This window comes from Halomonas colorata (genome assembly GCF_014897985.1).
Taxonomy (GTDB): Bacteria; Pseudomonadota; Gammaproteobacteria; order Pseudomonadales; family Halomonadaceae; genus Vreelandella; species Vreelandella colorata.
Genome location: NZ_JABUZA010000060.1, coordinates 1 through 24,516 on the forward strand (window position 1 = coordinate 1; position 24,516 = coordinate 24,516).

Sequence of the window (24,516 nt, forward strand, 5' to 3'; positions counted from 1 at the left end):
GAGTGTTTGGTCGCACTCTCATTTTACTCACTTGGATCCAGGCTTTTTCATTTATTAATGTTTATGGGACAGCAGTGGCCTGCGGGCCGCCTTTTTTTTATGAATGTTTATTATGCAGTGAGTCTTCAAGTCTCAGGAATCAGCACCAGTTGGCCATGGCGCACGCTGCGCGATGAAGTGACTTCATCTGCAAACTGCTTGAGCTCATGCCCCTGCCCTTTTAATAAAGCGACTTCCAGACAGCTATCGTGATCGATATGCACGTGCAGTGTTGAAAGCGTAAGACTGTGATGATCGTGGGAGTGACGCGTTAAGCGCTTTGAAAGATCCCGCGCCGCATGGTCATAAACGTACACAAGTGCGCCCATACAGAGCGCTTCAGGCACGGCCTCCTCTTTTATCTGCTTAAGACCGCTACGCGTTAAATCACGGATAGCTTCCGAGCGGTTCTGGTAGCCGCGCGCGCGCATTAACGCATCGACCTCGTCTAACAACTCTTCATCCAGCGTTATCGTGACGCGTTGCATACATCTTCTCCTTGATCATGGCCTTCAGCTATCCGCTTTTGAGGAGCTCAGTATGATGTTATTGTAAAAACATCATACTCTTTTCCAAGCGGACCCTTGCAATGTATAAACCCAACTGCGGCACTATCTTACTCGGTGTGCTGCTTAGTAGCTTGATGATTAGCACGGCCAGTGCCAAAGAGCAGCTCGTGCTTGCCATCGGTGGCGAACCTGAGCAGGGGTTTGATCCGCTATTAGGTTGGGGACAATACGGTAACCCGCTTTTTCAATCGACCCTGCTCACGCGCGGCACAAATCTTTCTTTGCAGCCAGAGCTTGCAACCGAATGGTCGCTCTCAGCCGACCGCCTTACGTGGACCATTACGCTGCGTGACAATGTGCGCTTTTCAGATGGTACCGCGCTCACCGCCGAAGACGTTGCATTTACCTTCAATAAAGCGGCTCAAGCGGGGGGTCGAGCGGACCTGAGCGCGTTACAAACCGCCGCGGCGATTGATGATCACACCGTAACACTGACCCTGCACAAGCCGCGCATTACGTTTATCGATCAGCTCCTTACTTTAGGCATTGTGCCCCATGCTGAGCGCGAAAACGGCTATACGGATAACTATGGTCGGCATCCGGTTGGCTCAGGCCCTTACCAATTAGTGGAGTGGCAAGAAGGCGAGCAGCTTATTGTCGAACGTAACCCCTACTTTTACGGGCAGCCCCCCACGTTTGCGCAGCTGGTTTTTCTATTTACCGGTGAAGATACCACGCTAAGCGCCGCTCATGCGGGCGGCGTCGATATCGCTGCGCTACCACCTGCTCTAGCGGCCAACCTGCCTTCGCATATGCAGCCCGTTGTTATGCAAAGCGTCGATAACCGGGGCATTATGTTTCCCATGCAGCCTGCCAATGGTGACCGCGCGCCCTCCGGCGCCCTCATTGGCAATAACGTGACCGCTGATCTTGCCATTCGTCAGGCAGTGAACCTGGCGCTTGATCGTCAAACCCAGGTTGATATAGCGCTACATGGTTACGGCCGCCCGGCATTCGGCCCGGCGGATGGTCTGCCTTGGAGCCACACTGATGAACACATCGATGCCCCAGACCTTGATCAGGCCGCCGACATTCTGGAGGCCGCTGGCTGGCAACGCCGTGACGACGGCCTGCGCTATAAAGATGACCAGCCAGCCCGCTTCCATCTGACCTATCCATCGAGTGATAGTACCCGGCAGCTACTGGCAGAAGTGAGCGCTGAAATGGTACGCCCCCTGGGTATCCAAATGCAGCCCACGGGGCGCTCCTGGGACGAGATTCAGCGCCAAGCCCTGCATCAGGATGCCGTAGTCATGGGGTTTGGCAGCCAAAGTCCCCAGGAGGTTTATTACCTTTATCATAGCCAGCACGCGGGCAACGGCTTTTATAACAGCGGCTATTACGCAAACGCCACGGTCGACAGCCACCTGGAAGCCGCCCAAACCGCTGCCAGCGCTGAACAGGCCAATCAGCACTGGCAGGCTGCCCAATGGGATGGCAAAACCGGCTACGGCTTCCGTGGCGATGTTAGCTGGGCCTGGATGGTCAATCTTTCTCACGTTTATGCCGCCGACAAGTGCCTGGATGTAGGCGAATTAGGCGTGGCCCCTCACGGTCATGGGTGGCCCGTGACGGCGAACCTGCTTGACTGGCGCTGGACGTGCGATTAGGCCTCGTCATCGCACGGCGCCTGCTACGCCTGGGGCTCGTATTGCTCTGCGTGGCGGCGGTGTCCTTTAGCCTTATGATGGCCTCCCCGGTAGACCCGGTAGATGCCTACCTTGGTCCGCAAATGGCCCAGGTAAGCCCCGAGCAGCGTGAACTTATCGCTCAACGCTGGGGGTTTAACGACTCGGCCCCGCTACAGTTTGGCCGCTGGCTGCAGCAGTTAGCCAGCGGCAATCTGGGGTTTAGCCATGTATATAACCAGCCAGTAGGTGACGTCATTAGCCAACGCTTTAAGCGCTCAATTGCATTACTGGGCAGCGCCTGGCTACTGTCCATCCTGCTGGGCTTCACGCTGGGGGTTATTGCCGGGGCCAAAGAGCGCTCACCGCTTGATAAAGTGATTAGCACCTACGCCTATATCACCGCCTCAACGCCTACCTTCTGGCTCGCCATTCTCAGCGTTATGCTTTTCTCTGTATATTTGGGCTGGACACCGGTTTGCTGCGCAGGGCCGACAGGAGTGCTAAGCAATGAGCTAGACCTTCTCACGCGAGCCCACCATCTGGTTCTGCCGATTGTTACGCTGACGCTGCTGGGCACGGCCTCTATCACCCTACATACCCGAACTCGCATGCTCGCGCTGATGCGCTCAGAGATTGCCACCCACGCCTTTGCCCAAGGCGCCAGCCGGCTGGACATTGCCTGGCGACACGGCGTACGCCATGCAAGCCTGCCAGCAATGACATTGGCCCTGGCATCACTGGGTGAGCTATTCGGTGGCTCAATTTTAATCGAGCAGGTGTTTGCCTACCCAGGCCTCGGCCGAGCCACGGTCGAGGCAGGTCTTCGTAGCGATGTGCCGCTGTTATTAGGCATTGCACTATTTACCGCGGTATTTGTTTGCACGGGCAATATGCTGGCGGACAGCCTTTACCATCTGATTGATCCACGCATGCGCCGGAGACACGCATGAGGACTACCCAGCCGCGCCTGCAGACTATCGCGTACGCGAGTATCGCGACGCTCGCTTTGTTAGCGCTGCTATCAAGCCACTGGTGGGCCGGGGGAATGGCGGGGCAAATGCAGTTTGATGCGCGCTTACTCCCCCCAAGTACTGCGCACTGGCTGGGAACCGATGCGCTGGGGCGTGAGCTTTGGGCACGCACGCTTGCCGGGCTTGGCTTGAGTTTTTGGGTGGGCTGCCTGGCGGCTCTATTGGGAACGGCCATTGCGCTAAGCCTTGCCATACTGGCAATGCTCTCCCCCCGACTGGATGCCCTGGTGCAGTTATTAATCGATACACTGCTTAGCGTGCCGCATCTTATCTTATTGCTGCTAATCGCTTTTGCTCTTGGCGGCGGCCTGCATGCGGTTATTATCGCGGTGGCGACCACCCATTGGCCCAGCCTGGCGCGGGTGTTGCGCGCCGAGCTACTGCAGCTGCGCCACGCGCCCTACATCGGTATTTCACGCGCGCTGGGCAAATCCCAGGGATTTATCGTGCTGCATCATTTCCTACCCCATGCGCTGCCGCATTGCTTGGTTGGCGCGCTGCTGCTGTTTCCGCATGCGATTCTGCACGAGGCCGCGCTGACATTTCTGGGCGTTGGGTTAAGCCCTAGCCAACCGGCTATTGGTATTTTGCTGGCAGATGCCATGCGCTATCTAAGCGGCGGCTACTGGTGGCTGGGTGTTTTCCCTGGGCTGGGGTTACTGCTGATGGTGCTCAGCATTGAGCGCACGGCAACACTTCTACGTCGCGCGCTCTCACCATAGAGCCGGGGATCTTTTCACCAGTGGAGCTTTATATGCTACGTATTGAGCAGTTAACCCTTGAGCTTCCCTACTCTCCACGCTGGTGGCAGCGCCACTTTGCAACGCATCTGGATCAACTTTCGTTTAGTGCTGCGGCGGGCAGTCTACACGCGGTAGTCGGCGCATCCGGGGCGGGCAAAAGCCTGCTCGCGCATACCATCATGGGGCTATTACCTGCGGATGCCCGGCTAAGCGGCCAGTGCTTTTATCAGGAGACGCTGTTGGATGCCAAACGCCAGCGGCACTTGCGTGGCCGTCATATGGCGTTAATTCCTCAGTCCTTAAACGCGCTCGACCCGTTGGTACGCACCCAACGCCAGGTAAGCTGGGCGGCAAACCGTTCAGGCCTCGTTCATAAAGCTGCCTGGCAGGCTGCCGGGCAAGCACTCAACCACTACCAGCTTAATGACCGCGCAGGCCGCGCCTACCCCCATGAACTGTCGGGCGGTATGGCCCGGCGAGTGCTCACGGCTATGGCCCATGTCGGTCAAGCGTCTCTTATTATCGCCGACGAGCCCACTGTTGGCCTGGACCCCGTTCAACGCGACCGGGTGCTCAGCGCGCTACGTTCACTGGCACATCAAGGCAAGGCGGTGATCTTAATTACCCACGATTTACGTCATGCGCTACCGATTGCCGACCACGTGACTATCATGCATCAGGGCCGCAGTGTTGAGACAGCCCCCGCCAGCGCCTTTACCGGCCTGGGCGAAACCCTTAAAAGCGCTTACGCCCAGGCGCTTTGGCAGGCCCTGCCGGACAATGCCTTTAGCGCTCCACAAATAATGCACAAGAAGGAGGGGAACATTGCTTGAAGCCTGCCAAGTAAGCTTTACTTTCAAGGCACAGCCGCCGCTTTTGAAGAGCATTTCAATGGGTGTAAACGCTGGCGAATGGGTGGGACTTAGCGGCGATTCAGGCGCGGGCAAATCCACGCTCGGTCAGCTGCTTGCGGGCTATTATTTACCCTACAGTGGGCGCGTTTTAGTGGATGGTGAAAAGCTGCCGTCCCGGGGTATAAAGCCGGTGCAATGGCTGCCTCAATCACCGGAACTTGCGGTTAATCCGCGCTGGCGAGTAGGCCGGGTGCTGAACGAGGCGTGGACGCCGCCTGAAGCGCTGTGCCGTGCGTTTGGCATTAAGCCCGACTGGTTAAACCGCCTGCCTGGGTCGCTTTCCGGCGGCGAGCTGCAACGTATCTGCGTATTAAGGGCTTTAGCACCCGGGGTACGTTATTTAATCGCCGATGAAATCTCAACAATGCTTGACCCGATTACCCAGGTAGCGCTCTGGCAGGCGCTAAAAGCCGAGGCGCAAACGCGAAGGCTTGGCGTTTTAGTCATCAGCCATGACACGGCCTTGATCAAGCGGCTTTGCAGTCGCCACTATCACCTCAAGAGCCGTCAATTACAGGCCTGCTGAGATCTTTAAGACCGGCATCAACGTCTGCAACGGCGCTCGAAGCGGCGCATACCCAACGTAATCATCAGGGTGACGCTTAACAGAATCCACGACCCCCAGGCGATGCCTGTCCAACCGGCGCCCTGCCAGAAAGGCTCCAGCCAAAAGCCACCCAGGCTTGCACCCACGTAGTAAAACACCAGGTACAAAGCCGATGCGCTGCCTCGCGCCCCCTGGGCATAACGTCCCACCCAGCTGGATGCAAGAGAGTGAGCCAGGAAAAACCCAAATGCGTTTATAGTGAGGCCCAGAATAATCAGCACCAGCGAATCATTCAGGGTGACGGCGGTACCTAGCATTAAAATCACCACGCCGGCCATCATGCAGCTAGCGGGGGAATAACGCTGAGCTAAACGCCCGGAGATGGTCGACGCAAACGTACCGCCCAGGTAAGTTAAGAAGATCAGCCCCAGTCCGCTGGCAGCCAACTGGTACGGCTCGACCGCCAGGCGAAAGGTAATATAGCTATATTGATTGATAAAAATCAGAAAGTTAATGCCGCCCAGGCAGTAGGCGGCAAGCAGCACCGGGGTACGCAGATGCCCGACTATATCGATTAAGGCGCGGCGCAGTTGAAACTGCTTGGGAGTAAACGCACGGCTATTGGGCAGCAGGCGCCAAAAAATGGCGCAGCCCACCAGCGTCATTACCCCTACCGCAATAAACGCAGCGGAAGACCCACCCACTTCTGCCGCTGCACCGCCGACAATCCGCCCGCTAATGCCGCCTAACGTATTGGCGCCAATATACAGCCCCACTGCGCTGAGCAGCGCGGGTTTCTCAAAGGCATCGCCCATCCAGGCAATCGCAACGGCAGGTAGCCCTCCCAGGACAAATCCCTGAATCAGACGCAGCACCAGCAGGCTTTCAAAGTTTGGCGCAAATGCCAGCAGTAGCGAACAGCCACCGGCCAGCAGTAGCGTAATCCGCATAATGTCTTCACGGCCTATCGCATCGGAAAGCGGCCCAAACACTAACAGGGCAAACGCCAACGACAAGGTAGCGACCGACATCAACAGGCTAACGCCTAGCGTCGATACTTCGTAGGCGGTTTTAAGCTCAGGCAATAACGGCTGGGGAACATACAGGTTAATAAAAACAAGAAATGACCCTAAACACAGGGCCATTGTTGCTCGCCACCAAGCCGGTGTTTTATCTGCAATCATGCCATCCCTAAGCGTAAGCAGCGCAGCCCACTATCCTCACGGCGTAAAATTACTGCCCAAATAAGCCAGGTTGGTTGGCTCCAATGCCCGCCGTGACTGCCAGTAATAGCGCTGCCAATAACTGTTATCCAAGCTGGAGATGATCACCCCTTGCGATGTAGAGGCATGTAGAAAATAACCATCTCCTACATAAATCCCCACATGGTTGTAGCGTCCCGGGGGTTGGAAGAAGACCAGATCGCCCGCCTGCAGCTCTTGGCGGTCGATCGGGCGTCCCTCATTTACCTGATCGTAAGTCGAACGGGGTAGTTCTAAATCAAACGTATCGCGAAAAACATTGCGCACCAACGCCGAACAGTCGATCCCTCGCGCTGAAGTTCCACCGATGCGGTAAGGCGTCCCGGCCCATCGCTGGTGTTGCTCCATTAGCGCTTGGCGTACAAGCGTTGGTGGAGGTGTCTGAAAACTACGTAACTGTGCAACGGAATTATTGATGGGTGACATTTGCGGGGTAGAACCTTTTGTCATCCCTGGCAGCGTCATCGCGAAGTAATCTTCAGGGGGCTCGATCGATTGACGCGAGGAGCCTGCACAACCCGAAAGAAAGGCAACGACAACACAAACACTTACAACACGGACAGCGGTCACAGCGGGGTGTGGCAACGCAACCATGCGATTAACCTCGTACTATTATGGAAAGGGTATAAGTAATAACACGCGATAGACTATAAGCTAGGTCGTACATGCTTGGCGAGCCTCAATGTAGTGTTCTCTGATCACCCGGTAAGGTGTCGATGTGAAGTGGCGCAAAATGACGCGGCTTATTGCCCGGAAAATCGAGGCTGGCCCAGGGTCCAGCCAGAATCGGTGCCCCACAAACCCAGGCCACCATTGCTTGACGAAATCCCGCTAAAAAGCTCTCGCGTTCCGGCGTTTCGCCCATAAAAAATGAAAACCCAGCATACATACCCGCGGCATACTCTTGCCAGCCAGCATAGTGGTCAGCGGCTAACTGATACGCGCGGTCCAATACCTCAGCAAATGCCTGACTTTCCAACCAACCAAGCTGCCGGGCAGCAATGGCCAGATCGACCAGCTGAGCAATATCCCACGCGGCCATGTCGACATCATTACAGTGATCTTCATTTCCCTGCACGCGGCGTAAGCGCAGCAGGTGATGACGCTCTTCCTCAGCGCAGTCACCCGATTCTAAAATGGCAATTTCAGCTTTTAGGCGCTCCGGGTTCAGCGTGTAAGGCGCGTAGTTGATCTGGTACTCCTGACGATCGCCAGCATCGAGCATCAACGTTAAGAACTCCTGCATATCGGCGGCGCTGGTCAGGTGATAGTGGCTCTCTACCCATTCGCGAATATCGTCACACTCGCGCGGACTTTCAAGCTGGGGCTCGCACCAGACGGCGCTATTAAGCGGCCCAACCAGCGACATGGCGGTAAAGTGCGTCAAGGTAGGCCGCCCACCAGGCTCACACCAGGCATCGTGCTGCCAGTCAAGCCAGTAAAACAGGCTGCCCGGGTCATCCAGATGCCAGGCGATTTCATTGATCAACGAGTCGTGCTCAGGCTCGGGCAGGCAACTTTCCCAGGCAAACCAAGCTTCCAGCAGCCGCTTGGGATTGGGGTAAAAGCGGCACAGGCAGCTGCGCAGCGCGCTGGCATAAGCAAACAGCGGCTCGCGCTCAAACAGATCGCTATCCAAAGCCATATGCAGGTAAAAGGCGAATTTTTCCGCCATATGGATGGTCGCCGCATGGCGGCTAACGCCTTTTACGGCATTACGCTGTTTCAGCTCATCCGGCGTGGGCTGGCCAAACAGCGTTTGCGAAGGTGGCCATACGCCATGCACCGCATCGGCTGCTAACTGATTAAGGTGGTGGGCCTGGGCAGGCAGCCAATAGCGAGCCAATACCTGCGGTCCTTCATCGGCATGCAAGCCAAGCGATTCCTGTAGATAAAGTGCAGCGTCAGCGCGGCGCTGCTCATCGATAGGGGCGCCTGGATTTAGCTGGCGCAGCATGACATCAGGTTCGCGTACCCCTGCAAGCGCCAACAGCCAGTGATGGGGCGTATTGCGCCACTGTTTAATGCGCTGCTGAGAGGCTTGGCGAGTCGAGTCGTTAAGCAGCGTCGTGGGTGGCCGCTTCCACGGGCTATGCGGGGCGTTGATCAACAGCACGTGGTGCGCATTGGGCGTCATATTGCGTCGATCAACGCCTTCAAAGAGGCTTTGCCCGCGCATATAGGCTTTTAGTATGGCGTGCCAGTCATGGTAACGATGGCCGATAAGGTCTGCCGCATGGCACGCTAGGTCATCCGCCTCTGCCTGGGTGAGCCAGCCGCAGCAGGCGCCCGCCCAGGCAATTTCCACCAGCCGCAGCCAGTCCCACGCGGCCCATTCGAGCGGCTCGCCCTGGCTTACAAATGCATTGAGTACGCCAGCGTAAGGGGAGTCTTCGATTTCATCGTGCTGCCAGGCAAGACGCTGGGCATTATCCATCGCCAGCAGTTCACGGGCCTCAATGTCCCAGCGCTGACGTTCACCCTGCGCGCTTAGCCACAGCGCCACTTCCAACAGCTGTTCTCGGTCATTGATCTGCCAAATGCGCTCAAGCCACTGGCTGGCATCAGGCCAGTCGGTCTGGCTTGCCGGATAGCTGATCACCGGGCGAAACAGCGCGCCTAAGCGCCATACCTGGGCTTCAGGGGCTGTAGGCCATACCGAGGCCGGTGCCGGCAGCTGTGCCAGCGCCTGCTCAAGCATTTCCCAGGTGATACCTTCACCTTCGTTTTCAAGGGCAGAAAGCGCCTGACAGGCATCGATAAAACGATCGTCGGCGCCTATTTCCCACCCGTTGGCTCCCAACACGCGGCGCAGCTCTGAAAGCCAGGCGCGTAAATCGCTGTAGTCAGAGGTAATGCGGCGTATGACATGGTGCGCCCACGTTCGTGCCTGACCGGCCTCAAGCCAGCCTGCCGCACCGGCCAGCGCCGACCATTCCAGGGCACCCAGCAAGCGGTCGGCCTGCCCTGTCGAGGCGCCTAACGCATGAAAGAGCTGTTCCGCCAGCTCATTACGGCTGGTAATACCCAATTGCAGCAAGCGCTGCTCTGCCGCTTGCGTATCCACCGAAAGCGGATGCGGGGTAAATGCCCAATCACAGAGCACCAGCTGTTGGGCCCACCAGGCGTTTAACGCGTCGACCAAGAGACACCTCGAAAGCAAAAATCTACCAGCAATGCGCTAGAACAAAGCGCCTTAGTGTAACGGAAAGTGGTGCCAAGACCGATAGCTAAACCTATCTATTGTCGTAAAACCTATTGGTCTAAAACTTAGTGGCCTAAAACGACGCTGCCCGGCACAGGGCCGGGCAGCAATAACCATGTAAGCTAGTCGATGCTAAGCTTTTCTAACCTTACTAATAACCCAAAGCAGCACCACCGCCCCTACCGTCGCGGTGACCAATGAGCCAATAAAACCGCCCGCCTGCAGACCTAACAAACTAAACATAAAGCCGCCGAGCACAGCACCGACAATACCTACGCCAATGTTTCCTAAAATGCCGAAACCGCCGCCGCGCATGATGTTGCCAGCGATCCAGCCAGCTAAACCACCAATGATTAACCAAGCAATAAAGCCCATAGTGCCTCCTTGATATCCACTTACCAGGGTTTTACGTACGTGTTTTACCTACAAGTCTTGCTTGTCCTACCATAGCACACAGCGCGACAATTCTGCCTACTTTGATGCAAACCCTTTTGATACAAACCCTTTTAAGGAACGCCGATGACCCCTGATTCCCTCGTTAACCTCATTGCCCATGTAGAAGGCCAGCAAACGGCTAACTGGGAAGGGCGTGATGTCGCGCTTTTCAATATGCCCTGGGGTGAACTGGCGATCAGCCTGCAAGGCGCTCAGGTGCTGCATTTTCGCCCCGCCAATGATACCGGCTGGCTGTGGATAACCCCAACACCGCAGCCCTTGCCAGACGTGATACGTGGCGGCATCCCACTATGCTGGCCCTGGTTTGCCGACGAACGTTATGCTGATGAAAGCCCTGATCGCAATGGCCCGTTCCATGGCCTGGCGCGTCAGGCGGCTTGGCGGCTGGACGCCGTCGATGAGCACGCTGAAGGCATTGAAGTGCACCTTTCCCCAGCGCAATCCTTACATAGCCAGCTCACCGCGCGCGTGGTCATTCAGGCTAATGCGCAGCGCCTAAACGTTGAGCTTATCAGTGAAAACATCGGCGATGCGCCGGTAAAAACCAGCGGCGCGCTGCATACCTATTTAGCTGTCAATGACATTCACGCCTGTCGACTGGAAGGACTTGCAGGGGCACGCTACTTGGATAAACTGCGTGACTTTGCCGAATCCGAACAGCAAGGTACGCTTGCCATCCACGGCGCCATCGACCGGATTTATCACAGTAATGAAGCGGTGATGCTTAATGATGGCGTACGCAGCCTGCGCGTTGCCAAACAGTCAAGCGACTCAACGGTCGTGTGGCACCCTAATACCGAACTTCCCAGCGACACCCCAGCCGATGCAGCACGCCATTTTGTGTGCATTGAATCAGCCAATACGCGCCTTGATCCGGTATGGCTGGTGCCTGGCGCGCAGCACCTGTTGGGGACCACGCTTAGCCGCGGTTAATGAACGGTTCATTAACCTTTCGCTATGCTGTTCACTAGGCAAGCCGCTTTACGGCTTAAAAATCAGATAAAGGGAATGCCAGATGCGCCAGCCGTTAAGCCGCGAACTGAGTAATCTACTGGAGCGAGGCCGGGATCGTCAGCTGCGCTTAGCAGTAACGGGGCTATCGCAAGCGGGCAAAACGGCGTTTTTAACGTCGCTGGTGAACCAGCTGCGCCACGCAGGCGTGGAAGCGCAACTGGATCTTTTGCCCGCGGCACGTGAAGGCCGCTTGCTAGGCGCGCAGCGGCTCAACCAACCGGACTTGGGCATTCCACGCTTTCCCTATGACCCCGGTATGGCAGCGCTGCGCGATACGCCGCCACGCTGGCCGGAGCCTACGCGCGGCATCAGCGAATTGCGCCTGCAACTGCGCTACCGCCCGGCCCAAACCGGCTGGTTTGCACCGGACATCGCCCACTTGACGTTGGATCTGTTCGACTACCCAGGCGAGTGGCTGCTCGATTTACCGCTGCTTCAGCACGATTTTTATAGCTGGTGCCACGCCCAGCCTCTGCTGGAAGGTGAACAACGGCGCGCCCTGTTTAGCGAATGGCTAGACGCTGTTAAATCGCTGGACCCAGCGTCTGAAGCCGACGAAGCGCAGCTTGCCCACTTGGCTGAAGCTTACGCCCAGGGGCTGCGCCGTGCCAAGCAGGCGGGCTTTTCAGACCTTCAGCCAGGGCGATTTTTACTCCCTGGTGAGCTTGATGGAGCACCGGTACTGCAGTTTTTTCCGCTGCCTCATCTTGATTCTTCCAAAGAGATGCTCGACAGCCTGCCTGACAGCAGCCTTTATGCCACGCTGGCGGCACGTTTTCGCTACTACCAGCAGCAAGTGGTACGGCCTTTCTACCGCGACCACTTTCGTCGCTTTGACCGCCAGATTGTCCTGGTCGATGTGCTTGGCGCGCTCAATGCCGGGCCCGAGCGGTTTGAGGATCTATCCCGTGCGCTGCGCCAACTGATGCAAAGTTTTGATTACGGCAAACGCAGCCTACTGTCGCGGCTGTTCGCGCCTAAGATTGATCGTTTGGCGATTGCGGCCACGAAAGCAGACCACGTCACCCCGGAACAGCATGGCAACGTGGTTCAGCTACTCGAAGCGCTGTTGGCCGAGCCGCTTAAAGACCTGCGCTTTGCCAACGTGCCGGTAAAAGCGCTATCGATTGCTGCCATCCGCGCCACCGAGGCGCGCGAGGTACTGCACGATGGTAAGCGCTCCGCCGCCTTGCGCGGCACAACGCTTGAAGGCGAAGAGGCGCTGGTTTACCCCGGCGACGTGCCGAACCGCTTACCCAATGCCGATTTCTGGAAACATCAGGGATTCGACTTTCCCAGCTTTCGCCCCATGCCCGCCACCTCGGATGCGTTAACCCACATTCGTATGGATGCCGCCATTGATTGGCTGATTGGAGATAAACTCGTATGACCGACCCTCAGCCACGGCGCAACTTCCGCCTCAATGATACGCCTGACGACGTTGTCGAACAGGAACCCAGCCTGCGCCAACACCAGCGTTTTGAAGCAACCGACACCCACCAGCCGCTAATCACCGCAGCCGAGGAGCAGGCCCTACCGGAGACTAGCCTGGGAGCGCCGCGCAAGCGACGCTGGGGGTTGATGTTTGCCTTGGCGGGTGGTGCAACGCTTGGCACTATCGAGTTAGTCACCGGCATTCCCGAGGCGCTTTCCCAATCCCAGTGGATGGCCATGGCGTGGCAGCTGTTTGGTGTAAGCCTGATTGGTATTGGCGGCATCTCAGTACTCAAAGAACTCGGTCGGCTCAGCCGTTTAAAGCGCCACGACCGGCTGCGCAGCGACCTGGCTGAACTGCCCCAAGGCTCGCCCCGCCAAGCCAGAAAAATGGCTGAGCAGCTGCGTCAACAGCTCAAACTTTCAGACGACGACCCGCACTGGCAGGCCTTTCAACGCGCCTGCCAGCCGCACCATGACGGTGAAGAAATTCAAATGCTGCTGCGCCATCATTTGTTAGCGCCACGCGACCGTGAAGCCCAGCGCCTGGTTACCCGAATGTCGGGAGAAACCGCGATCATGGTGGCGATTAGCCCGCTGACGCTGGTTGACATGGCGCTGGTGGCTTGGCGCAGCCTGGTCATGGTAGATAGGCTATGCCGCCTCTACGGGCTCGAGCTTGGCTATGCCAGCCGCCTGCGTCTTTTCCGCAACGTGCTGCGCAATATGGCCTTTGCTGGCGCCAGTGAGCTTGCCACTGATGCCAGTATGGATATGCTTTCGCTACATTTAGCCAGCCGGCTTTCGGCCCGAGCGGGCCAGGGGCTTGCCACCGGGTTACTGAGTGCACGTCTGGGTTTACGCGCCCAGCGGCTGTGTCGCCCGGTGGCGTTTACGCCTGAAGAGCAGCCTAAACTAGCCGATTTACGTCAGGACTTGTGGCGACAAATCAAACGCCTGGACAAAGAACCCGCCTCCAATACTCGCGAGGCTTAAAACCCTTTGATTAGATAGCCATCACTCTCTGCTCCAAAACCGAATGCTCAATCAGCCTTATCGGCACTAGCGGTGACTATAATAACCCCTCGGCTGATGGTAGAACCTGCCATCGCTGGGGCAATATCCAATCGCCAGCTAGCTCGTCAATCAACTGACTCTTGAATAAAAAAACCATCTTGATACTTCAATGGAAACACGTTGCGCCCACAAAGCGCTGACGCTCTCACGCTTTAAATAAGAAAAAAAATTCTTATTACTTTTGAATAGTTGCTACATCGAGCTCATTCTAGTTAACTATTTAGCTTAAAAATAACTTACACAAACGATCTTAATAAGCATATTTTTTCATAATCAATATTGCGCACGTCTACAACAACAAATAGAGAGTTTAACTATGAGCGAATCTATAGCGCTTGAACGACATGCAGGCTTCTTCGATCGAGAAAACACCATAGCCGGGCCAAACTTTAATCGCTGGCTGGTACCTACCGCCGCACTGGCGATTCATTTGTGTATTGGTATGGCGTATGGGTTTTCGGTGTTTTGGCTCCCCATGGCTACGCTTATCCCAGCCTCAGAGGTTGCCGCTAGTTGTGGCGACATCGGCTTATTACAGGCACTTACCAGCACGTCATGTAACTGGGCAGTTAGTCACGTTACCTATACTTTCGGTATCTTTATCGCCATGTTAGGTATTTCAGCCGCTCTTTGGGGCGCATGGCTGGAGCATGCTGGCCCGCGTAAGGCGGGGGCTATTGCGGCGCTTTGCTGGGGTGGCGGCATGGTGCTTGGCGGCGTCGGCGTGATGACTCATCAACTATGGCTGCTGTATCTGGGCTGCGGCGTTCTAGGTGGGATAGGCCAGGGGCTTGGCTACATTACGCCGGTCTCAACGCTGATCAAGTGGTTCCCAGACCGCCGAGGCATGGCAACCGGATTTGCTATCATGGGATATGGTGGTGGTGCCATGGTGGGCGCCCCATTAGCAGTATGGCTAATGGACCATTTCTCAGCGGGAGGCGGCACAGGTGTCGCTGAAACGCTGATTGTAATGGGTATGATCTACTTTATTGTTATGAGTGCTGGCGCGCTAGGCTTTCGCGTTCCGCCCAACGGTTGGAAACCACAGGGCTGGGAGCCCTCTAGCTCACAGAAAGCTAACGCGATGATCACACAGGGTCATGTACATCTCAACAAGGCCTGGAAAACCAAGCAATTTTGGTTAATTTGGAGCGTACTTTTTCTAAACGTAACGGCTGGCATTGCGGTTATTTCCATGGCTAGCCCAATGCTCCAGGATGTTTTTGGCGGCGCTCTCCTGGGATTGGAAGATACCGGTGCAGCAATGACGGCGGCCCAGCAAACAGCCATCGCCGCCGCCGCTGCGGGCTTGGTAGGGCTAATCAGCCTGTTTAACAGTGTAGGCCGACTATTCTGGGCGTCACTTTCAGATAAGCTCGGTCGTAAGAACACCTACTACATATTCTTTGTACTCGGCATCATTACCTACTGCCTGCTGCCGACCTGGGGCCACATGGGCTTAGCGGCAATGTTTGTAATTTCTATCTGCTTAATCTTGAGCATGTACGGCGGCGGATTCGCCACAGTGCCAGCCTACCTCGCGGATATCTTCGGCACTCAAATGGTAGGTGCCATCCATGGTCGATTACTGACCGCCTGGACAGCGGCCGGGTTAATTGGGCCGGTGGTTATTGCGCTGATCCGTGAAGCGCAATTAGCAGCCGGCATTGCACCGGCGCTGGTATATGATCGCACGCTTTATATTATGGCTGGCCTGCTGCTGCTGGGCCTCATTTGTAACAGCCTGATCAAACCCGTGGACTCATCTTTACAAATGACTGAAGCAGAGCTTGCCCATGAACGCGCGCTGCAGCACGATACTGGCGTTTCCAACAACGCCCAGACGGCAGCACGCGGCGCCTTTGGCATTACCGGCGTTTTGGCATGGCTGGCGGTGGGAGTGCCGTTTTTGATTGGCCTTTATATCGCACTGGCCAAGGCCGCTGCCTTGTTTTAAAACACAATCCATTTGAAACTGCCGCCCAGGATATTTGCCTTGGGCGGCTCACACTAACGATGGGCGCAGCCAAGGCGGATAACTTTGCCTTGGCTGCGCGATTGGTATGCTTCAACTATCTTCGGCGAGGAGTTCTTCAAAAGTAATAATTTGCCCAGTTTGGTCCGTCTCATAGCCGGGCAATCCCTCAATACGGCTAATAAATTCTGGCGAACGCATCAGTTCCAGCAGGTGAGAAAGCTTGCCCCGCTCAAGATCGTCCTCACGACAAAGCAATAAGTAATGCTCACAGGCCAACTCTTTAAAGTCGAGATCGAACTGATGAGCTGCAGTGGCTACGCCAAAGCCAATATCAGCCATTCCCGCTGCCACAAAGGCGGCAACAGCTGTATGAGTAAACTCCTGTTGTGGTGAGCGGTTAATACAGTCTTCAGGCAGCCCGGCTTCACGCAGCAGTAAATTAAACAGGATACGCGTCCCTGAGTGACGATCCCGACCGATAAAACGCAGTTTGGCATCGGCCAGTTCGTGCAGCGTACTGACCTTTACCGGCGAATCCTTACGCATCATCAGCCCTTCTCGCCGAATAACAAATCGAATAAGGCGAAAAGGACGACCATCCAAGTGATGCTGATAGTGATTTAAAATTTCTCGTGCGCGGTTGGGGCTGGTGGGAAAGTGAAAGCCTGCCAGATCGCACTCGCCTCGATTGAGAGCCGATAAGGCTTCTGCCGGGTTACGGTATTGCAAGTTGATTTCAACTTGATCCGAAAACTCTGGCAACAGTGCGACCGCATAACCGTGGCTAGCGTGTAGACGTAAAACCGGATGAGCCCCCGTCAGCAACTGCTGAATCTGTTCGTTCAATTCAGATGCCATGCTGTCAATTTGCGGCCCTAGACGAGCTTTGACCCGATGGATTGCCCATAGCAACTTTTCACCTAGCGGTGATAATTGACTGCCGTGGCCTTTACGCATCACTACTAGCGGTAAACCAAAAAAATCAGCGGCTCGGTTAAGAAGATTCCAAGCATGTCGATAGGAAATATTGGCGTCCGCTGCAGCCATGGTTAACTTACCGGTATCCCGGATACTTTCCAGCAGACGGAAAAGCCGCGGTTCAAACAATTCACCATCATCAGTTCGAAAGACCCATTCAGGAGAGATAGTGAGCTTCTTTTTTTGCATAACAGTTCATATCCCGCAAAAGAAAATCGAGTGCTAGCGCTAACAATACTGTATAAAAATAAAAACAGATAAGCACTGTTATGCAGACGTTAAGAGCCGATCGACTCGCCGCAGAGTTCAGACGTCGTGACGGAAGCCAGAGAGAGCCCCTTCCATAATTCAGAATGTCCGCCCTACCACTAGCGCTACAAAGTTCGGGATGATAAACGCTGTTTTATAGTCCAAACCGCTCGCGCAGCAGCACGGCTACCGCTGCTTCACCATGATGGCCAATCTGTCGCGCAACACTTAACCTGCCCGCCATTTCCGGATGCGAATTGATCATAAAGTGCGGCTCGCCCACCAGGCTCAGCATCTCGACATCATTCAGGTTATCACCGAAGGCTAAGCAGTTTTCAGGCGCGATGGAAATCCGCTTGAGCAGTGCTGAAAGCGCCACGCCTTTGTTGACACCTCCGGCCATGATTTCCAGCGAATCACTTGTCGAGTAGGTGACATGCAGTGAGTCGTCGCAGCTCTCACGAATCAGCGTTTCGATCTTGATAAGTTCTTCAGGGGCTCCGCCGTAAAGTATCTTGCCAATGCCTTCGGTGGGCATTTGGTCAGGCGGGACGACCTGGTAAACAAAGCCAGTCGCGGCATGCATTTTCAGGTGGCTGGGCGATTCCGCATCAATATACCAGGCATCGTCCAGATAAAGGCTCAGGCGAACGCTGTCCGGGCGCGGTAATCGAATCAGTGCGGCAGCCTGCTGAGGAGCGACATGATGGGCATCCAGCAGCTGATCCTCAGGGTCATGAGTATAGGCACCGTTGCTGCTGATCAGGTGAATAGGCACATTGAGCTGATCTCTGAAAACACGCATATCGGCATAGTGCCTGCCTGACGCTAGCACCAGATGGTGGCCCTGGCCCACCAGCGTTCTCAATACGTCGATGGTATCTGGGTGTAAGCGATGGTCGCGTCCCAACAGCGTGCCATCCAGGTCAGAAACAATCAGCCGCGGTGTCATAGCATACTCCCTATCAATGAAACGCTAGCTTAACCGATCTCTCTCAGGCGCTGTAAAGCGCTGATCGTGAATAACCAATATCAACTTCCACGGCGGATAATTGGCGCAGCCTTCGGGAATCCGTATAGTGGCAAGCTACTCTTGCCAACTGATTGACCTCATGCTTCAGAATAATTCTATGCTTGCTCAGCTCAAGCAACAAATCCGTGATACCACCCCACGCGCCGAAGGGGTGATTAAAGCTACCGAGAAGGGCTTTGGCTTTCTCGAAACCGACAACGGTGAATCCTACTTCGTACCGCCCCCCGCGATGAAGCAGGTGATTCACGGTGACCGTGTGGAAGCGGTGATCCACGAAAACGGTGACAAAAAGTCGGTCGAGCCTGAAAAGCTGATCGAGGCGGGTCTTGACCGCTTTGTGGCTCGCGTGCAAAAGCGCGAAGACCGTTTGGCCGTGGTACCCGACCACCCCTCTATCCGCAATGTGCTCAAGTCACGGATCAAGAACAGCCTGGACGAAGCCAGCATTGCCGATGGCGATTGGGTCGTTGCCCGTCTGGTCCGCCACCCGCTCAAAGAAAACGACCGCGGCTTTTTTGCTCAGATCGACGAATTGGTCGCCAAGGCAGATGATCCTGCCGTGCCGTGGCGTGTGACCCTTGCACGTCACGCGCTGGAACAGGACTGCCCCGATGCTGGCACCGAATGGCCACTGCACGATGAAGGCCTGACTCGCGAAGACCTTACCCAACAGCCTTTCTTCACTATCGACGGTGAAAAAACCCGTGATATGGATGACGCGCTGCACATAAGTGCCCGCGCGGAAGGCGGCTGGCAGATGAGCGTCGCGATTGCCGACCCCACGGCCTATGTGGAAGAAGGCCATGCGGCGGACCTGGAAGCCCGCACCCGCGCGTTTACAGTTTACCTGCCGGGCCAGAACGTCACTATGCTGCCCGAGCAACTGGCCGACGACCTGTGCTCGCTCTGGGAAGACAAAGAGCGCCCGGCACTGGCCTGTACGCTGAATATCAATGCCGACGGCAGCCTGGGCGACTACCGCTTCTTCGCAGCCAATGTTAAGTCCCACGCCAAACTTGTGTATGACCGCGTTTCCGACTGGATTGAAGGTCAAGGCGACTGGACACCTGCCGACAACATTGCCGAGCAGCTGACCGCGCTACGCGACATGACCGAAGCGCGTACCGCATGGCGTAACGAGCACGCTCTGGTGTTCAAAGACCGCCCGGATTACGTATTCGAGCTGGATGCGGCAGGCAATGTCCTGGCCATTAATACCGAAGAGCGGCGTATTGCCAACCGCATGATCGAAGAGTCGATGATTGCGGCCAACGCCTGCTGTGCGGACTTCCTGGCAAGCCATATCGGTCACGGTATCTTTAACGTGCATCGTGCGTTTGAACCGGAAAAAGCCGAAGCGGCGCAAGAGTTCCTGGCCACTCAGGAAATCGCCGTTGATCGCGAAGCGCTGACCGAGCTTGCCCATTATAAAGAGCTCAAGCGCGCGCTTGAGAGCCGTGACGATGCCTGGCTGGATGCCCGTCTGCGCCGTTTCCAGAGCTTTACCAGCATGTCCGCTCAGCCGGGGCCGCACTTTGGCCTTGGGTTACCCGCCTACGCTACCTGGACCTCGCCGATTCGTAAGTACGGCGATATGGTCAACCACCGCTTGATCAAGCGTGTGCTAAAAAGCGAGCAGGCACCGGCGGAAGCGAGCCAACAGCTCACCGAGCAGCTCACCGAACGTCGCCGCTTGAACCGTATGGCCGAGCGTGATGTAAAAGACTGGCTCTACGTGCGCTTTTTGACCCCGGCCGCGCAGAACCAGGACACGTTTGATGCCGATATAATGGCGATCAACCGTGGCGGTATGCGCGTACGCCTGTTAGCGAATGGTGCCACCGCGTTCGTTCCAGCGCCCTTGATGCACAGCGATCGCGACAAAGTCGTGATCGACGACAAAGAAGGCCGCATTCAGATCGAAGGCGAAGAACGCTACAAGCTCGGCGATAGCCTGCGCGTCGCCTTGGTGGAAGCGCGCGAAGAGACCCGCTCTCTGGTAGCCAAGCCCGCCGAGTAAGCTGGCAAGGCAGGCAAATAGAACGGCGGCGCCCTGGGGCGCCGCCGTTTTTTTGATGGCTTTCTTATTTTTGATGATGCTTTTAATGATGGTGCTGCATGAAAAAGCGCAACATCTCCTTGGAAGCATCCGGCCCTTTGGGGTCAGTGTAACTTCCTAGAGAGCTACCCCCGGCCCAGGCGTGGCCAGCACCGTGAATGCGCCACTGCTCCAGACGCGCCTCACCCATGGCGTCGCGATAGACCGTGCGCGTGTAGCCATGGCCGCCCGCCGCCCGTCCTGCATCAACATCCCCTTTGCCCTGTGTGATGGCGTACTGCGCCGCTACGCGTTCGGCATTGCTCAGGTGAACGGTGGTGTCGCGATCACCGTGAAAGATGATCGCCGGCACGCTGGATGCCGGATGACGCCCCTGCCCTTTTGCTCCGGGTGCGCCGCCCTGCATGGCGGCCAGCGCGTCGGGCAGGCTCTTGGCCACGCCATGAGGCAGCCCGGAGTGCACACCTACGGCGGCGAAAAGTTCCGGATAGGTCATCGCCAAGGTTGTAGCCATGGCGCCGCCGGCGGAGAGCCCGGCGACGTATACCCGCGTAGCGTCAAGCTTATGGGTATCGAGTATCTCGCGCGTCATGCCCGCCAGCACCTCGGGCTCACCGCCGTCGCGCTGTTGATCGCTCGCCTTGAACCAGTTCCAACATCTGGAGCTGTTGGCACTTATCGGCTGGGCCGGATAAAGCACGCAAAACACCTGCTCTTCGGCCAGTTGATTCATCTGGGTTCCTGCCGCGAAGTCATCCGGGTTCTGGGTACAGCCATGCAGCATGACCACCAGCGGCATCGCCTGCCCGTGATAGCTACTCGGCAGAAAAATTTTGTAATCCCGCGTGCCCACTCGATTGCTGAAACTGCCTGCGGTAAAAGCTCCGGGCTTTGCTTCTTCAGAACGACCAGGCGTATGACCAGGCTGCGCCATGCCTTGAAAGCTAGTCCATTTGCTGCGCCAGTCAGGTGCCTCTTGGGTACGGGTACGTCCAAAGGGGGAAGATTCTGCCTCAGGTTTAACGCTTGAAACTTCTTCTTCCACACACTGGCAGGTACTTTCATACACATTACCGGGCTGAGAAGAGGCTATGGGTGCCTGCTGACGTTTGAAGCCATCCCCGTCGCCCTGAAGCAGCGCCATGGCCTCCTTCAATTTTCCAGCGCGGGTAAGCCGCGTCGCTTCTTGCATTCGTTGGGTCACAGTGGCGTCGATCATTATCAATGCCCTCATCAAGAATTCAGTGAATGCGGTCTGCCAACGCAGCCTTCACTGCGGCACTGGCATTTAAGGCGCCCAACACGACCACCGATTCAATGGTGGCGGCAGCGAGCTCGGGGGTAACGTCGTTTGCAATGCTGGCCATGCCCAGCACCTGAATCTGCAGCATCTCGCCCGCCGCCTGAACGGCTTCTAAATCCGAGCGACTGTAGTGCTCCAGCCCGAGCACGAAAGATTTACGCGACACGGTTTCTTTGACCACCTCGGCATGGGTTGCCAACTGATTACGGATAGCCGTACGAATCAAATCGGTTCGGTTGGAGTAAAACCCTTCCTGAACCAGCAGGTCGATCTGCCCCAGATCGATGACTCCCACATTAATCGTGATCTTTTCGCTGGAGTCGCCAGGCTTACGGCGTAATTCATGCACGCTCATATTTACTTCCTCAGTGGCCTTACCGCAATGCAGAATAAAGGCTAAAAAAACATCCTTATGGAATCCATTTACCATCCATATGGATGGTAGAGTAGATTATGCGTTGTTATAGTCAAGACGGCAGACCAGGATAAGAGTGAATACCCAGAAGTTTTAACAAAGATGGGAATCCCCCGGACATTACCAGAACAAGGGGACTTAACAGGCCAAAAACGCAGGTAAGTACTGAACACTCGGATACTCTGAGCGGGCCAAACTGGCCAGCTGGCGATAACTGTCGTATAACTGACTTATCTCTGCATTATGATAAACCGATGACACTTTGATGGCTCGGAGGTTGCTTTGCATATTGCCGATGTGACCATGTTTCATGCGCCCGCCAGCGGCGGTGTCCGCACTTATTTACAGGCCAAGCATCGCGTTATGAGTCGCTATCCCGACTTTCGTGCGAGCTTGCTTGTGCCTGGCGCCGAGCGCGATAGCCTCGGCGATCTGCATACCCTGCCCGCGCTACGGTTGCCGTTAGGTCAGGGCTATCGTTTTCCAGTGCGCAGCACGCCTTGGCGGCAACGATTGATAGAGCTAAACCCGGATATGATCGAAGCGGGTGACCCCTATGTGACGGCTTGGGCAGCTCTTTCCGCTGGCCAAAAGCTGGGGGTGCCGGTATCCGGCTTCTATCATTCTGATCTGCCGCGCCTGATGGGCGACCGTTTCGGTAACCGGGTCTGCAAGCGTCTTGAGCGCTACGTCGTGGATCTCTACTCGCGCTTCGATAGTGTTTTAGCCCCATCTCAAACGATAGCTGATCGGTTACTCGAATGGGGTGTGCCTAATGTACGCGTGCAGCCGCTGGGCGTTGATCTTGAACGTTTCCATCCCGGCGCCCGTGATCCGCATCTACGCAGTACGCTGGGTATTGCTCCTGATAAGCGCCTGCTGATATTCGTTGGGCGTTATTCACGCGAAAAAAATATTGATGTGTTGCTTGCCACTATGCGCAAGCTGGGTAGTCAGTACCATCTTTTGTTAATCGGGCCAGGCATGCCGCGCCAGGTTCCCAGCAATGTATCGGTGGTGGATCGCTGTTGTAATGCTCATGAAGTTGCCACAGCATTAGCCAGTAGCGACGCACTGCTTCATGCAGGCACCCGGGAAACGTTTGGGCTGGTCGCCCAAGAGGCAATGGCATGCGGCCTACCGGTTATCGCTGCCAATATCGGCGCCTTGGCTGAAAACGTGCCGTTGGGGGGAGGTGTTCTTTGCAAGCCCCTTGACCCTGATGAAATGGCGGACGCCTGCCACGCACTTTTTAACCGCGATATCGCGGCCAGTGGGCGCTATGCTCGCCGCCATGTTGAACGCCACTTTAACTGGGATAAGGTTATTCTTGATCTTTTAAAGCATTATCAGGCGCTCCATCAACCCGAAACGCAGCAACTTCATGCCAAAAACGGTTAAACACCTTATTCAGTCCAAGTGGTTGCTTCATCTACTTTTCATTACCTTGGCGTTGTCAGCGCCGTTACTGCTCACCCATTGGATAGGCGGGGATGCCGCCTGGAGCGAGCTGGCAGCGTTTCCTTTCTCAATTTTTCTGGGCATGCTGGCGTTAGCCGTGCTGTGCTGGAATTTGAATGCCTTAAGGCTGCGCCTTTTATTGAATGGGCGTGCAGGCCCCATGAATCAACGTAGCGCTTTAGGTATTGAACTAGCCACCAAGTGTGCACTTTGCGCAACGCCTGGAGGAAGCGGAGGGCCTGCGGTTTTGCTCACACTTCTTGCCCGGCGCGACCTGTCGCCCGCGAAAGGGGCCGGTGTATTTTTGATCGACCAGGGGTTCGACTCGCTATTTTTCATCAGCTTATTGAGTGGCCTGGCAGCTTATACCCTATCCGTCGATACCGGTTGGCCCTATCAGACCTTAATTCAGTGGTCCTTATTGGGGCTACTCACGGTTATCGTGCTGGTATCACTGTGTCTGTGGACATTTCCGCGCTGGCGGCTTGGCATATTTACCGATAGCCGTTTTTTTAGGCGCACTTGGCAGCGCACGCTGCTTCGTCGTTCGCTACGTTGTCGCCAGGCATTTTTACGTACGCTCAAACTTCCTAAACGGATACTGGGGGCCGTATGGGTACTCACGATAATGCACTGGTGCGCTCGTTACAGTCTGCTGTATTTGGCGGTGATCGGCGTGGGCGGCAATATCGATTGGCTCTGGACATTCTTTACTCAGATGCTGGGTATGGCTGCTAGCCAGTTCAGCTTTCTGCCAGGCGGTGCGGGCACTGCCGAGGTAGGCGTTAGCGCGTTGTTAATGCCTTTTTTAACGACGGCTCAAATAGGTGCGGCGGTATTGATCTGGCGGCTGGTGTCGTATCACCTTTACATACTCGCAGGCGCTCCTGTCCTGCTGTGGTTCGGCTTTAAGCGCCTGGGGCAGCAAGCTTCACCGCATGAGGCCAAGCTTAGCCGCTCTAGATAAAAAAGCCTCAGCAAGCGGCCGATCGTCCTTGAGTCAACAAATGCCAGGCAATAAAAAAGCACCCCGAAGGGCATTGCTGTCCCATAGTTTTTGATCATAAAGGGATTCTCATCTGAGGATCCCTTTTTTGTGGCTCTGGCGATGGCGG

21 protein-coding genes are annotated in these 24,516 nt (G+C 55.9%); 12 read left to right on the forward strand and 9 right to left on the reverse strand.

Annotation, left to right across the window (positions count from 1 at the left end; all coding sequences use genetic code 11):
• Positions 1-125: 125 nt before the first annotated feature.
• Positions 126-527 (reverse strand): nickel-responsive transcriptional regulator NikR, encoded by a 402-nt coding sequence (gene nikR / locus INT33_RS19515; RefSeq protein WP_193092789.1) that lies wholly within the window; start codon positions 525-527, stop codon positions 126-128.
• A 101-nt stretch (positions 528-628) separates the two neighbouring features.
• Between nikR and INT33_RS19520 the strand changes: the two genes are divergently transcribed.
• From INT33_RS19520 to INT33_RS19540, 5 genes are read left to right on the forward strand one after another with little or no spacing between them, the layout of a single operon-like run.
• Positions 629-2,218, forward strand: a complete 1,590-nt coding sequence (locus INT33_RS19520; protein ID WP_193092790.1) for an ABC transporter substrate-binding protein — start codon at positions 629-631, stop codon at positions 2,216-2,218.
• Complete coding sequence (locus INT33_RS19525) at positions 2,209-3,189, forward strand: ABC transporter permease (protein WP_192539533.1); 981 nt, start codon at positions 2,209-2,211, stop codon at positions 3,187-3,189. Before INT33_RS19520 ends, INT33_RS19525 begins: the two co-directional genes overlap by 10 nt.
• The gene (locus tag INT33_RS19530) at positions 3,186-3,992 is read left to right on the forward strand and encodes an ABC transporter permease (RefSeq protein ID WP_193092791.1); all 807 of its coding nucleotides are present in this window, start codon (positions 3,186-3,188) and stop codon (positions 3,990-3,992) included. Before INT33_RS19525 ends, INT33_RS19530 begins: the two co-directional genes overlap by 4 nt.
• Before the next feature lie 32 nt (positions 3,993-4,024).
• The gene (locus tag INT33_RS19535) at positions 4,025-4,846 is read left to right on the forward strand and encodes an ATP-binding cassette domain-containing protein (protein WP_193092792.1); all 822 of its coding nucleotides are present in this window, start codon (positions 4,025-4,027) and stop codon (positions 4,844-4,846) included.
• A gap of 43 nt (positions 4,847-4,889) precedes the next feature.
• Positions 4,890-5,453: an ABC transporter ATP-binding protein gene (locus INT33_RS19540; protein WP_319643943.1), complete on the forward strand. Its 564-nt coding sequence runs from the start codon at positions 4,890-4,892 to the stop codon at positions 5,451-5,453.
• Positions 5,454-5,470: 17 nt separating this feature from the next.
• On the opposite strand, the gene INT33_RS19545 is transcribed toward INT33_RS19540, so the two are convergent.
• From INT33_RS19545 to INT33_RS19560, 4 genes are all read right to left on the reverse strand, one after another.
• Positions 5,471-6,658 carry an MFS transporter gene (locus INT33_RS19545; RefSeq protein WP_193092794.1) on the reverse strand — a complete coding sequence of 396 codons (1,188 nt, stop codon included), beginning with the start codon at positions 6,656-6,658 and terminating at the stop codon, positions 5,471-5,473.
• A gap of 36 nt (positions 6,659-6,694) precedes the next feature.
• The gene (locus INT33_RS19550) at positions 6,695-7,330 is read right to left on the reverse strand and encodes a C40 family peptidase (protein ID WP_225736314.1); all 636 of its coding nucleotides are present in this window, start codon (positions 7,328-7,330) and stop codon (positions 6,695-6,697) included.
• 85 nt (positions 7,331-7,415) lie between these two features.
• Positions 7,416-9,881, reverse strand: a complete 2,466-nt coding sequence (locus tag INT33_RS19555) for a DUF1266 domain-containing protein (RefSeq protein WP_193092795.1) — start codon at positions 9,879-9,881, stop codon at positions 7,416-7,418.
• 192 nt (positions 9,882-10,073) lie between these two features.
• Positions 10,074-10,316: a GlsB/YeaQ/YmgE family stress response membrane protein gene (locus INT33_RS19560; RefSeq protein ID WP_018916625.1), complete on the reverse strand. Its 243-nt coding sequence runs from the start codon at positions 10,314-10,316 to the stop codon at positions 10,074-10,076.
• A 144-nt stretch (positions 10,317-10,460) separates the two neighbouring features.
• Between INT33_RS19560 and INT33_RS19565 the strand changes: the two genes are divergently transcribed.
• The 4 genes from INT33_RS19565 to INT33_RS19580 all read left to right on the forward strand — a co-directional run bounded on the left by INT33_RS19565 (position 10,461) and on the right by INT33_RS19580 (position 15,882).
• Positions 10,461-11,330 carry a D-hexose-6-phosphate mutarotase gene (locus tag INT33_RS19565; protein ID WP_193092796.1) on the forward strand — a complete coding sequence of 290 codons (870 nt, stop codon included), beginning with the start codon at positions 10,461-10,463 and terminating at the stop codon, positions 11,328-11,330.
• Between the two features lie 82 nt (positions 11,331-11,412).
• On the forward strand, positions 11,413-12,801 hold the full coding sequence (locus INT33_RS19570) for a YcjX family GTP-binding protein (RefSeq protein WP_192539540.1): 1,389 nt from the start codon (positions 11,413-11,415) through the stop codon (positions 12,799-12,801).
• The gene (locus tag INT33_RS19575) at positions 12,798-13,841 is read left to right on the forward strand and encodes a YcjF family protein (protein WP_192539541.1); all 1,044 of its coding nucleotides are present in this window, start codon (positions 12,798-12,800) and stop codon (positions 13,839-13,841) included. Before INT33_RS19570 ends, INT33_RS19575 begins: the two co-directional genes overlap by 4 nt.
• Positions 13,842-14,238: 397 nt before the next feature.
• Complete coding sequence (locus tag INT33_RS19580; protein ID WP_192539542.1) at positions 14,239-15,882, forward strand: L-lactate MFS transporter; 1,644 nt, start codon at positions 14,239-14,241, stop codon at positions 15,880-15,882.
• 111 nt (positions 15,883-15,993) lie between these two features.
• On the opposite strand, the gene INT33_RS19585 is transcribed toward INT33_RS19580, so the two are convergent.
• Positions 15,994-17,070 carry a substrate-binding domain-containing protein gene (locus INT33_RS19585; protein ID WP_193092797.1) on the reverse strand — a complete coding sequence of 359 codons (1,077 nt, stop codon included), beginning with the start codon at positions 17,068-17,070 and terminating at the stop codon, positions 15,994-15,996.
• A gap of 214 nt (positions 17,071-17,284) precedes the next feature.
• Positions 17,285-18,082 (reverse strand): HAD family hydrolase, encoded by a 798-nt coding sequence (locus INT33_RS19590; protein WP_193092798.1) that lies wholly within the window; start codon positions 18,080-18,082, stop codon positions 17,285-17,287.
• A gap of 160 nt (positions 18,083-18,242) precedes the next feature.
• Here INT33_RS19590 and INT33_RS19595 point away from each other — a divergent pair, with 160 nt between their 5' ends.
• A complete protein-coding gene (locus INT33_RS19595; protein ID WP_193092799.1) occupies positions 18,243-20,183 on the forward strand; it encodes an exoribonuclease II in 1,941 nt (646 codons plus the stop codon).
• Between the two features lie 82 nt (positions 20,184-20,265).
• Here the strand turns inward: INT33_RS19595 and INT33_RS19600 are convergent, their stop codons facing one another.
• Together INT33_RS19600 and INT33_RS19605 are read right to left on the reverse strand one after the other, a co-directional pair.
• The gene (locus INT33_RS19600; protein WP_193092800.1) at positions 20,266-21,441 is read right to left on the reverse strand and encodes an extracellular catalytic domain type 1 short-chain-length polyhydroxyalkanoate depolymerase; all 1,176 of its coding nucleotides are present in this window, start codon (positions 21,439-21,441) and stop codon (positions 20,266-20,268) included.
• Positions 21,442-21,463: 22 nt separating this feature from the next.
• Positions 21,464-21,880: a CopG family transcriptional regulator gene (locus INT33_RS19605; protein WP_193092801.1), complete on the reverse strand. Its 417-nt coding sequence runs from the start codon at positions 21,878-21,880 to the stop codon at positions 21,464-21,466.
• Between the two features lie 342 nt (positions 21,881-22,222).
• On the opposite strand from INT33_RS19605, the gene INT33_RS19610 reads away from it, so the two are divergent.
• Both INT33_RS19610 and INT33_RS19615 read left to right on the forward strand, forming a co-directional pair.
• Positions 22,223-23,341, forward strand: a complete 1,119-nt coding sequence (locus INT33_RS19610) for a glycosyltransferase family 4 protein (protein WP_193092802.1) — start codon at positions 22,223-22,225, stop codon at positions 23,339-23,341.
• Positions 23,325-24,368, forward strand: a complete 1,044-nt coding sequence (locus tag INT33_RS19615; RefSeq protein WP_193092803.1) for a lysylphosphatidylglycerol synthase transmembrane domain-containing protein — start codon at positions 23,325-23,327, stop codon at positions 24,366-24,368. Before INT33_RS19610 ends, INT33_RS19615 begins: the two co-directional genes overlap by 17 nt.
• Positions 24,369-24,516 lie beyond the last annotated feature (148 nt).

Bases quoted from the DNA above. Each gene is read 5' to 3' on its own strand.
- INT33_RS19600 (WP_193092800.1), bottom strand. From the start codon at position 21,441: ATGATCGACGCCACTGTGACCCAACGAATGCAAGAAGCGACGCGGCTT.
- INT33_RS19520 (WP_193092790.1), top strand. From the start codon at position 629: ATGTATAAACCCAACTGCGGCACTATCTTACTCGGTGTGCTGCTTAGT.
- INT33_RS19585 (WP_193092797.1), bottom strand. From the start codon at position 17,070: ATGCAAAAAAAGAAGCTCACTATCTCTCCTGAATGGGTCTTTCGAACT.
- INT33_RS19590 (WP_193092798.1), bottom strand. From the start codon at position 18,082: ATGACACCGCGGCTGATTGTTTCTGACCTGGATGGCACGCTGTTGGGA.
- INT33_RS19550 (WP_225736314.1), bottom strand. From the start codon at position 7,330: ATGGTTGCGTTGCCACACCCCGCTGTGACCGCTGTCCGTGTTGTAAGT.
- nikR (WP_193092789.1), bottom strand. From the start codon at position 527: ATGCAACGCGTCACGATAACGCTGGATGAAGAGTTGTTAGACGAGGTC.
- INT33_RS19565 (WP_193092796.1), top strand. From the start codon at position 10,461: ATGACCCCTGATTCCCTCGTTAACCTCATTGCCCATGTAGAAGGCCAG.
- INT33_RS19545 (WP_193092794.1), bottom strand. From the start codon at position 6,658: ATGATTGCAGATAAAACACCGGCTTGGTGGCGAGCAACAATGGCCCTG.
- INT33_RS19530 (WP_193092791.1), top strand. From the start codon at position 3,186: ATGAGGACTACCCAGCCGCGCCTGCAGACTATCGCGTACGCGAGTATC.
- INT33_RS19595 (WP_193092799.1), top strand. From the start codon at position 18,243: ATGCTTCAGAATAATTCTATGCTTGCTCAGCTCAAGCAACAAATCCGT.
- INT33_RS19615 (WP_193092803.1), top strand. From the start codon at position 23,325: ATGCCAAAAACGGTTAAACACCTTATTCAGTCCAAGTGGTTGCTTCAT.
- INT33_RS19560 (WP_018916625.1), bottom strand. From the start codon at position 10,316: ATGGGCTTTATTGCTTGGTTAATCATTGGTGGTTTAGCTGGCTGGATC.
- INT33_RS19575 (WP_192539541.1), top strand. From the start codon at position 12,798: ATGACCGACCCTCAGCCACGGCGCAACTTCCGCCTCAATGATACGCCT.
- INT33_RS19570 (WP_192539540.1), top strand. From the start codon at position 11,413: ATGCGCCAGCCGTTAAGCCGCGAACTGAGTAATCTACTGGAGCGAGGC.
- INT33_RS19580 (WP_192539542.1), top strand. From the start codon at position 14,239: ATGAGCGAATCTATAGCGCTTGAACGACATGCAGGCTTCTTCGATCGA.
- INT33_RS19535 (WP_193092792.1), top strand. From the start codon at position 4,025: ATGCTACGTATTGAGCAGTTAACCCTTGAGCTTCCCTACTCTCCACGC.
- INT33_RS19605 (WP_193092801.1), bottom strand. From the start codon at position 21,880: ATGAGCGTGCATGAATTACGCCGTAAGCCTGGCGACTCCAGCGAAAAG.